We start from the raw sequence: 10,962 nt of genomic DNA, 5'->3' as shown, positions 1-10,962 counted from the left end.
ATGGATAATCTGACGACTTGGACTAGATAGACAATTCTGACGTCGTTGGGAACTCTGAATGCTTACGCCGCACGCTTGCGGACTCAGGAGACCTTATTTGCTGAAAAATGAGGGTTTTGCCACGCTATCGGACTCAGTTGCAACTATTCGCACATAACTGCCCAATTTTGAGTCGATTTGCAGCTAATAAGAGCTATGCAGTCCGTAACTTTTGGAATACGAGCGAAAATGTACGAATAGCTGCAATACGGTCCGCAACGTTCGAAAATGAATAATGATATTGCGCAGAGCACGTAATCCATTTTTGCGGATCAGTAAGCACATGATGATCGTCCTAGAAAAGCCATGCGGCCGCGCGGGGGAAGAATCCGCTTTTAGAGTAACTATTAACTTCAGCAAATTCAGCTCGTTCACCCTGCTAGCTACCTTCATTTAAAACCTATTAGAATTCGTCATCTTTATACACAGTAACTCATTGAAGAAATCCTCAGCACTCGTTATAATAGCAACTATAGGTCGTGAAGAACACGCCGCTTTTATACAATCTCTATCCTGGGTTAAGCTCAGGAGGAATTGTATGGGAGCGGCTTTTTCTTTTTTCAAAAAATTACTTAAGGAGGATATACAAAATGTCCAGATTCGAACAGCAACTAGAGGAATGGTTACAGATCAACTTGGATAAGGAGAACAATCCCCGCAGACAGGAGCTTCTTGCAAAAGGGTTGGGCTATGGAACAGTCGAATTTCTGCGTGCGGTATGGTTTCCTGCTGTAGGAAACTTCAACTACTTGTTCCACGAATGGGAAGTGCGCGATTTCAACAATGGTTATCGTTATCTTGATCTGGCCTATATGCCAGGTGGAGCAAAGGGTGGAATTGAGATTCAAGGCTACGGTCCGCATGCTAGAGATCTTGATGTACGACGATCCAAAGATTTATGTAGACGCCATTCCTTATTATCGCTAGACGGTTGGACCTTCCTATCCATCGCCTATCCCTCAATCACGGACGAGCCTCAGCTATGTCAACAACTAGTACTCGCATTCATCGGCAAATTCATGGCTTCAGACGCGCCCTCTTCATTAACTTGGTTAGAAGCTGAAACACTTCGTTTCGCAAGACGTCTTCTGCGTCCGTTCACACCTGTAGAGCTTACCCACCATCTTAGAGTCACTAATCGCCATGCCCGACGTGTTTTACATGAGTTAGTTGAACAGCAGCTACTAGAGATCGTCGGTGGAAAAGTACGCAATCGAACCTATCAGCTTAGAATGTGATGACTTGATTAGTTTGGTTTGATTAGTATGGTTTGATTAACAAAGTTACGTTCGGACCGTATAGCTCTTATTTCCCAATTCCCCTCGTTTTCGCCACACTAACGGACTCAGTTGCAGCTATTTACTCAAAAACACTGCTTTGACCCAATTTTTCAGCTCATTAAGAGCTATGCAGTCCGAAACTCACGGAAAATGAGCGAATTAGCTAAAATAGCTGCATTACGGTCCGTAATGGCAACTCTAGGGTCATACCAGCAAGGCTCATACAAAAAAATGATCCTGAATCTAATCCGTTGCACCCCCGCATTGTCCTTCCAAAATCTAAGTCTTTTTCATTACCATCTATTACTATTACTAATCATTATTCAGAAAAAAAGTGCTCTGCTTAGTCCGTATTTTAATCAACGCTTGACCTTAGGTCTGACCTAAGGTTTATAGTTATTTTATCAAATAACTTACAGTTAGGAGCACCGCCCTTGAATCCGTACCTTACAATTGGCGAACTATCAAAACTTATGAATGTATCTATCCACCAGATTCGATATTTTGAAGAAAAAGAAATCCTGTTTCCATCCTATATAGACAATAATCAGTACCGGATGTACGGCATCGATGAGATCTATCAATTGGCACATATCCTGTTGCTCCGCAAATTAAACATCTCTGTCAGCACCATTAGCCAAAGTATGAATAAATCCGCAACGAATGACTACCAACTGCTGTTAGAGAAATCGTTAAACAAAATCAACTCAGAAATAAACCAATTAATAATGCTGCAACAATTTATACAAAAGGTACTAAAAGAGCATGCAGATTATGGCAACATGGAGGGGGAGTATCAAATTAAACATGTGGACAATCGTTATCTGAAAAAGTGGTTGGTGCTAGAGGATAACGAAACACTAACTGCACGAAGTTTATATGAAAAAAGACCGCAGTACCATCATTTATTTGAAACAGATTTGCATTATGTATACGATTCTGAACAAGTAACCTTATGCTTTGAAACCATTGAAACCACTCCCGCCCCTGACATTGTTTTAGAAAAAGGGTGTTATCTCTATAAAGCATTTTTTGTAACAGACGATCAGGATGTAGATCATGAGATTGCCAAGCTGGAACACTTTTTAAATGGGCATCACTACATGGTATTGGGACCAATCATCATTTTGGAGAAATCGTACCTATCCATGTTTAACAACGACAAGCTTCATTATGAGCTTCAAATTCAAATCGAGCATGCCTTAGATGATACCACTAAATGAGTACAAACGAGGTTATCATCGCCCATTACCAGGAACAAGATCGTGAGGCTGTAAGCAGGCTTTTGGTAGATGCATTTCACGGGAAATTTCACTCTCTCCTCTCTCTCGAGGACAATGAAATTGCTGATCTACTTATAAGACTTTGGGAACAAGATTCTACTTCTTTATCATCCAAACAAATAATCGCTTATGAAAACGGAGAAGTGGTTGGCACTATCTACTTAAAATGGCAGGATACGCTCTCCCTTAAAAAAGGATCAATTAAACCACTGCATTCGACTCCCTTTTTGCAGCTATTCAAGAAATTTGGATGCTTAAATGTCTGTAAGTTAATCCTTGGGTTATATTTTTTGGATTATCAACCTAGAGCAAAAGAGTGTTATGTGGCTCATTTGGCTGTTCGGTCCAGTCACCGTAATAAGGGAATTGGCAAAGAGTTGCTGGTTTGGGCGGCGGATTTTGTCAACAGTCATTCTGAGGTTGAAAGATTAACGCTACATGTTGCTAACAATAATAAACGAGCCATTAATATGTACCAGCAGTTGAACTTTGAGATCCATAAATCTGACTATAGCGCGGTAAGACATTTACTTTTTAAAGAGCCTATTTGGCATTACATGATAAGAAAAACATCGCTACAATCTGGGGGATCAATGAATGAAAAAGAAAATTAAGCTAACTGTCTGGATGATTACCATTTCGTTGTTGATTGCAGCGGTCCTGTTCGTACTACAGCAACATTCTTTTTCAATGACTGAGCAAAAAATTGAAATAGATACACCTCAAGGTCAACTAACAGGAACCTTAGTTCTGCCCGAAAGTTACTCTGGAACCGTCGGACTGGTAGTTTTTGTTCATGGGGATGGCCCAGTTAATGATACTTACGATGATGGATATAAACCTTTGTGGGAAAAGCTCGCCTCTGCCGGATATGCTTCCTTATCTCTTAACAAACCGGGTATTGGGGGTTCCTCAGGGAACTGGCTAGAACAAAGCATGGAGGATAGAGCGCAAGAAACTATTTATGCGATTAACTGGGCTAAAGCCTTACCTATGATTGATGCTCAAGCTATTGGTTTGTGGGGAGCAAGTCAGGCGGGCTGGGTGATTCCTAAGATTGTTAAAAAAGTGCCTGATCTCGCCTTCAGTATTCTTGTATCCCCCGCCATTCAATGGATTTCTCAAGGACAATACAATACCAGACAAGAGATGATTTTAGAAGGTTTTTCAGAACAGGAGATAAAAAAGAGAGAAGATTATAACGCGCAAATCCTACTGCTACTTAAAGAACAGGCGTCGTATGAAAAGTACTTGCGAATTGCACAATCGGACGATTTAATTTCCAAAGAAAAATGGGGTTTTTTCGCTAAAAATTATCAGTCAGATGCGAGCGGGGATTTAAAAAACTTCACTACACCTGTCCACTTAGTTCTTGGCGGGCAAGATATAAATGTAGATGTTGAGGAAACCGAACGTGTTTACCGTGAAAAAATTCCTGAAAACCTACTCTCCGTCTTCTATATTCCTGATGCTGATCACTCTATGCTCTCAAAAAAGAATGCCTTATCACCATTAAGAACATATTTGACCGCTGTCTTTTTTCCACGACATATTGTTGTTGAGCCATATTTAGATGATTTGGTTCACTTTGTAAGCCAGTTTTAATCTGTTTGCCATTCATTATGCACTCTCGCCAGCTGAACTCCCTACGTTCGGACCGTATAGCCCTTATTTCCTGAATTTCCTCGTTTTCGCCACGTTATCGGACTCAGACGCAGCTATTTACTCAAAAACACTGCTCTGATCCACTTTTTCAGCTCATTAAGAGCTATGCAGTCTGAAACTCAGGGTAAATGAGCGAATTAGCTGAAATAGCTGCGTTACGGTCCGTAACCACCACGCGGAAAGTACTTAACAACAGCCCAAGCCCGTGTATTGGCTATGATTTCCCCAGAATCTACGTATCTTATAGAATACCTACGACTATCACCAATGCACTCCCTACGTTCGGACCGTACAGCCCTTATTTGCTGAATTTCCTCGTTTTCGCCACGCTATCGGACTCAGTTGTAGCTATTTACTCAAAAACACTGCTCTGATCCACTTTTTCTGCTCATTAAGAGCTATGCAGTCCGAAACTCAGGGAAAATGAACGTATTAGCTGAAATAGCTGCACTACGGTCCGTAACGACAATCGCGGGCGTAATTTTTGCTCAAACGGTCGCGGACTTCCACTGCAAGCATACTTATCGGCAGCTTCGGCGCCCGTAACCACCACGCCAGCGTACTAACCACCAGCAACAGACTCCGAAAACTCCACGTAAGTAGCAGAAGCAAAGGCATAAACCGGGTGTCATTAACTCAGATTCTCCCTCTCCTGCTGCATAAACAGCGTTATATGGCGTATTGATTATAGCTGTACGCTTTAGTGATAACGTATAATTTCGGATGATCAAGCTTAGCTTTGGTCAAAATCGATCATATAAGGAGAGGTTTTAATCATTGAGAAAACAACAACGTTTGTTAGCCATGCTCGTAACCTTCCTGCTTTTGTGTTCCTCTTTTCCGTTATCGATGTTTGCAGAGGAAGCACCTGATCCTTATGAAGGAATGATTAACATTCAAAGTGAATGGCAAGGCAGCGTATTTGGTGATGTTGGGGGGCAAGACAAGATTACTGCGGCCAACTTTGGCATTACGGAGAACACGGATGGATCAGCAACACTGCGAAGCTCGAACGACAGAGGCAAAGTATCGGGCAGCACGGAAGGTATCGCTTATTACTTTAAAGAGGTTGATCCAAGTGTTAATTTTGAGTTGAAGGCAACGGCTCACGTGGATGCTTGGACAGCCAATAACCAAGTTTCCTTCGGAATAATGCTGCGCGGCAATGTGTGGGATAACCAATTCGGAGCCTACTCTGGTGATTATGTCGCCGTGGGTGCTTTGGATCAAGAAATGAAAGCGTTTCATAAATTGCAAAATACAAGCCTACAGAAACTTGGGTACGTGTTTGATAACGCTAATCGCCCTGCCCAAGGAGAGAATTACGAATTAAGCATCAAAAAGACCGGAAATCTGTATATTATCCGCATCGGCAATGAAACCAAAACGATCGAAAGCTTTGACGGCTCCATTCAATATGCGGGCCTTTATACTGCTAGAAATACTACGGTTACGTTCCGAAACATTCAATTCAGTCAAGAAGGCCAAATCGAGCTAGGACCTTGGGGCTTCAGCGCCTTCGGAGGCAATACTAGTCCAGCAAAGAACCCCGAACCTATAATTGAAAGTCCAACCTCTGTAACGATGACGACTTACGGCGGCAAAATCTCCAGCAGCGATGAGGGATTATCTTTTTATTCGAAAGAGATTCCTGTGGAAGCGAACTTTGAACTGAAAGCGACCGCTTCAGTGATTGCTTTTAATAGCAATAGCACTGTCAGCACACCTAACCAGAAATCCTTCGGTCTTATGCTCCGCGACAGTATTGGGACGAACGGAGATACAAGCACAACCACTTCTAACTATGCGGCGGTGGGTGCTTTGGATCAGGTAATGAAAGGTTTTTATAAAAAAGACACCCAAGTGAAGTTAAATCCTTTTAGCGATATCCAGGCTCCGTCCGCAGGAGCTGTATATTCGCTAAGTATTAAAAAATCAGGAGATACTTATCGATTAAGTGTGGGTGATCAGACCGAAATCATAACACTGGACGATACGTTCACAGATACTCTTTTTGCCGGAATTTATGTAGCTAGAGATGCAACTGTTACTTTCAGTGACATAGACATCCAGCTTGAATCCAAAATCGTAACCAGCTTAACCGCTGATACGAGCGCAATGACGAAAACCACTTATCTGGTTGGTGAACCCCTTGATTTGACTGGATTAGTCGTTAAGGCTATTTTTTCTGATGAGAGCGAGGCAGTTTTATCTTCTACGGATTATATTGTTACAGGCTTTGATAGCAGCAAGGTTGGAGAAAATATCATAACCATTAACTACAACGGTGCTTTCGTGAGCATTCCTTTGCAAATCGTTCCATTATCTATGACCTCATTATCAGTGAAGTATTATCCAGCTAAAACCGTATATTACCCAGGGGATACCTTCGATCCAGAAGGTCTTGTTCTTGTTGCCAATTATAACGACGGCTTCCTGACCAAAGAACTGACAAGTGATCTTTATTCCCTCTCCATTAACGGACAACCGATCAGCGATTTATTACCGTATCTATTTACGCAATCAGGCTCCACAGCGGTATCCGTTACTTCAACAGAGGCGCCGGCAATCACAACGACCTTTAACGTGGAAGTAAAAGCAGCGACGTTATCCGCTTTAGAAATTCGAAATGAACCTAAACAAACACTCTACTATATCGGTGACTCCCTCAAACTAGAAGGACTTGTGGTTTATGCTCATTACAGTGATGGTACACAGATTCGGCTGTTGAACAATGAATACAAGGTCTCTCTTCTCGACACCACGACATCTGGGGATAAAAAAATCACAATTACGCATAAAGGCTTAACAACCTCTTTTCAAGTTAAGGTCAACGTTAAAAAACTACTTGGCATCGAAGTCACCAGCTATCCTAAAACTACCTTTTTTATTAACGAAAACTTTGACAGCAAAGATCTCTTCGTATCCAAAGTGTATGATAATTCAGATAGAGAGAAGCTAAACAGCTATACGCTCGACACTTCCAAGTTCAACAATCAGGCAGCTGGAGTGTATGAAATTGGCATACTCCCTACCGATTCTTCTATTATGCCCATTACGTATTCCGTTACAGTAAAAGAAAAGATGGATCCCGTTTGGAAAAGCATTCAATTCGGTCAGTCCACTTCAGCTGCTAACAATCAGACGATTGTCAACGAGGATGGATCCGCCCAACTGATCGCTTTGGAAGGCGGCGGTAAAGTCACCGAAGATCATGACGGCATTACCTTCTATTACACCGAGCTAGATGCTGCGGAAGATAATTTCGTGCTGTCTGCGGATATCCAAGTGTTGGCTTTTGCAAAAAATCCATATGACGGGCAAGAATCTTTTGGCATTATGGCACGTGACGTCATCGGCACACAAGGAAATTCTAGCGTCTTTGCATCCAATATAGCTGCCATCGGTGGTTATAGCGGCGGGACGAAAAGCGATCTGGGCACACAGCTTTTTGTCCGTACGGGAGTTGAAAAAACGGATGGGACTGGCAGTAAAGGGATTCAAACCATCATGCTTCAAAAAGAACGTCCTGCACCTGCCAATACTGTTCCAGCAGCACCTTACCATTTAACCTTAGCAAAGACGAATAGTGGTTTTACAGGACAGCTCAATAATGGCCAACAAGCTATTCATTTCACACCAGACATTCTAAGCGTACAGGATTCAAAAATGTATGTCGGATTCTATGCTGCTCGTTTAGCCACAATTAATGTAAGCAATATTCAATTAACAGTCACTTCAGCAGCTACAGATTCTCCTAAAATAGAACCACCTGCGACTCCCGTCACACCTAGCTTAAATATACTTTCACTAAGTAAAACCTCAGATCCAGCTTACCAAATGATTGTGCGCTCTAATGTCAACGGAACGGTGACGTTGAAGCAAGGTTCTACGATCATCGCTCAGGATATCGAGGCAATAGCTGGTAAACGTCTTTCTATTCCCACGAGACTTCTTGATCAAGGAGATACGAACTTCAGCATTACTTTTTTACCAGATGATACTCAGTATTTGACCTCTTATGAGAAGATCATCAGCAACTTTACCGTCACCCTAAAAAGTTATAACGAAGATGATGATATCTACGTATCCCCCACCGGATCAAGCTCCGGAGATGGAACAATCAATCTCCCACTTGATATCGATACTGCGATTGATTTCGTTAAACCAGGTCAGCATATTATTGTGCTTGAGGGTCGTTATGTGCGGAAATCACCACTTGAGATTAAAAAGTACAATGATGGCAAAGCCTCCGCCAAAAAGTATATAGAAGCAGCACCAGGAGCAAGACCTATCTTTGATTTTGACAAAAAAACAGAAGGTGTTCTCTTGAGCGGAAACTATTGGCATGTGAAGGGACTTGATTTCACTCGCTCAGCTGGGAATACCAAGGGCTTTACAGTGGGAGGCAATTATAACATCGTTGAAAATAGCCGTTTCTATGCGAATGGTGACACTGGTCTACAAATCAGCCGAACTGATGGTACCGCGATAGAAATCAATGAATGGCCTTCCTACAACTTAATTCTCAACAGTACCTCCTTCGACAACCGTGATCCATCCGACAATAATGCCGATGGCTTTGCGGCAAAATTGACTGCGGGTGTTGGTAATATTTTTAGAGGTTGTCTGGCGCATAACAATATCGACGATGGCTGGGACTTATATACGAAAGCAGGCTCAGGTGCAATAGGTTCAGTGCTGATTGAGCACAGCGCCGCCTTCAACAATGGGTTCTTAACAGACGGAACCGTAGGTGCCGGTGATAAAAATGGCTTCAAGCTTGGTGGCGAAGGCATTCATGTCACACATACCATCCGCGATTCCATCGCCTTTGGTAATGGCGCTTATGGTTTTACAAGCAATAGTAATCCAGGTGTGATCGCCATCAACAACATCGGATTTAACAATACGCGTGGTAATATAAGCTTCACCACTTATGATCACATTACTGCAGACTTTACGATTGACGGTTTCTTATCTTACCGAACTGCCAACATTGCAAAAGACCAATATCCAGCTTCTTTAGCTGCGGACAATAATTTCATGTTTGACGGTACGCGATCGGCGAATAAATCAGGTTTAGAACTGAGTGATTCTAACTTTGTCAGCTTAAATCCTGTAGTCAATTACTCTCGGGATACTGACGGGAATATAATCTGGGGCGATTTCTTGAAGTTCATTCCTTTGGATGGGCCGGAACCAAGTCCGACGGCTTCTCCGAGTCCAACGGCTTCTCCAAGTCCGACGGCTTCTCCGAGTCCGACGGCTTCTCCAAGTCCGACGGCTTCTCCGAGTCCGACTGTTTCTCCGAGCCCAACGGCTTCTCCAAGTCCGACGGCCTCACCGAGTCCGACTGTTTCTCCGAGTCCGACCGCTTCTCCAAGTCCGACGGCTGCCGTGAGTGCAGGCAGTTCCGGAACATCGGTTGGAGATTCGGCCACTACTATACTCCATTTGGACGGTAGCGTAAGGATTGAGATACCTACTACTATGAATGGAGAAAAAGCTAGCGCAATATTGACTGAATCTTCCTTACAAAAGATTATGGCTTTAGCCAAACCTAATTCCGCAGGCCACAAAATCCTAAGAATTCAGCTCGCAGAGGAACAATCGCCAAAAGTTGGCTCATTTGAAGTCACTCTCCCTGCCGCAGCATTTCTTGTTGGAGCATCCACACTGCAGCTGGAGATCAATACATCACTAGCTACCTTTGTACTTCCGGATAATCTATTCCCGGCGAAGACACTGGACAATGTGAAGACGGTTACCTTGCTCCTCAAGCCTGTCGATACAACAGGAAGTTTAAAGAAGCAATTGGGTGAAAGTTTGCTTATTGATTACGAGTTACTTTTGGATGGTACAACAGTTCAATTAGAGAGTTTAAATTCGGCCATACAAATTGGGCTTCCTTATCCAGCAGCTGTACCTCCATTGAACAACGCCTTTATTGTAGTGTGGAACGTCAATGAGCACGGAGTCATCCAACCGGTAGTAGGCGGGAATTATGATTCAGATAAGAAGCAAGCTATTTTCTCAACAACAAATTCATCTGGACAATACGCCGCCGTTTACAATCACAAAACGTTCAGGGACATAACTGATTCTCATTGGGCGAAGTTTATTGTAGAAGTACTAACATCAAAAGGTGTCATTAATGGTGTAACAGAAACAGAGTTTAGGCCCGACCAGACTGTTACACGTGCAGATTTCGCACTTTTATTGGTTAGAGCTTTAGGTCTATCCGCAGCAGAAGGAAATAGCTTTGCTGATGTGTCACCTAACGATTATTTTTATGAGGGACTTATGACAGCTCAGAAATTAGGGGTCGTTACGGGCCAAACCGACGGCCTTTACCACCCTCATGACTCCATCTCCAGACAAGAAATGTTTGTTATGGCAGCTAGGGCATTGAAGGCTGCTGAGGTATGGGAATCGAATACGACCTCTTCCTCCCCCTCTGCATTAGACAGCTACACCGACCATAATCAAATTTCTAATTATGCGGCAAATGATATTGCAACGCTGGTATCAGCAGGTCTCATTAAAGGAGACTCTCAGCAGCAGCTTACACCAACTGCCCATTCCACACGTGCCGAAGCCGCCATGCTGATTTACAGAATTATGATGCAAAAATAAAAAAAAGAACTCCAAGACCACTATACTCGTGGTTTTGGAGTTCTTTTTATCCTCTT

General features: G+C 42.8%; 7 protein-coding genes. 5 read left to right on the top strand and 2 right to left on the bottom strand.

Annotated elements, in window-relative coordinates:
• Positions 1 to 183 precede the first annotated feature (183 nt).
• Positions 184 to 432: a hypothetical protein gene (locus MHH63_RS10065; RefSeq protein ID WP_339281113.1), complete on the bottom strand. Its 249-nt coding sequence runs from the start codon at positions 430 to 432 to the stop codon at positions 184 to 186.
• 197 nt (positions 433 to 629) lie between these two features.
• Between MHH63_RS10065 and MHH63_RS10060 the strand changes: the two genes are divergently transcribed.
• From MHH63_RS10060 to MHH63_RS10045, 4 genes are all read left to right on the top strand, one after another.
• Positions 630 to 1,277 carry a transcriptional regulator gene (locus MHH63_RS10060; RefSeq protein WP_339281114.1) on the top strand — a complete coding sequence of 216 codons (648 nt, stop codon included), beginning with the start codon at positions 630 to 632 and terminating at the stop codon, positions 1,275 to 1,277.
• 476 nt (positions 1,278 to 1,753) lie between these two features.
• The gene (locus MHH63_RS10055; protein ID WP_341171459.1) at positions 1,754 to 2,542 is read left to right on the top strand and encodes a MerR family transcriptional regulator; all 789 of its coding nucleotides are present in this window, start codon (positions 1,754 to 1,756) and stop codon (positions 2,540 to 2,542) included.
• Positions 2,539 to 3,216, top strand: coding sequence for a GNAT family N-acetyltransferase (locus tag MHH63_RS10050; protein WP_076303301.1), 678 nt, complete (start codon positions 2,539 to 2,541; stop codon positions 3,214 to 3,216). Before MHH63_RS10055 ends, MHH63_RS10050 begins: the two co-directional genes overlap by 4 nt.
• Positions 3,200 to 4,207: an alpha/beta hydrolase family protein gene (locus MHH63_RS10045; protein ID WP_076303302.1), complete on the top strand. Its 1,008-nt coding sequence runs from the start codon at positions 3,200 to 3,202 to the stop codon at positions 4,205 to 4,207. Before MHH63_RS10050 ends, MHH63_RS10045 begins: the two co-directional genes overlap by 17 nt.
• A gap of 510 nt (positions 4,208 to 4,717) precedes the next feature.
• Here MHH63_RS10045 and MHH63_RS10040 read toward each other — a convergent pair.
• Positions 4,718 to 4,885: a hypothetical protein gene (locus MHH63_RS10040; protein ID WP_179089466.1), complete on the bottom strand. Its 168-nt coding sequence runs from the start codon at positions 4,883 to 4,885 to the stop codon at positions 4,718 to 4,720.
• A gap of 159 nt (positions 4,886 to 5,044) precedes the next feature.
• Between MHH63_RS10040 and MHH63_RS10035 the strand changes: the two genes are divergently transcribed.
• The gene (locus tag MHH63_RS10035) at positions 5,045 to 10,906 is read left to right on the top strand and encodes a bacterial Ig-like domain-containing protein (RefSeq protein ID WP_076303303.1); all 5,862 of its coding nucleotides are present in this window, start codon (positions 5,045 to 5,047) and stop codon (positions 10,904 to 10,906) included.
• Positions 10,907 to 10,962 lie beyond the last annotated feature (56 nt).

Source organism: Paenibacillus sp. FSL H3-0310 (assembly GCF_038002785.1).
Taxonomy (GTDB): Bacteria; Bacillota; Bacilli; order Paenibacillales; family Paenibacillaceae; genus Paenibacillus_AQ; species Paenibacillus_AQ odorifer.
The sequence above is the reverse complement of the archived record's forward strand: the minus strand, read 5'-3'. Positions and strand labels throughout refer to the sequence as shown.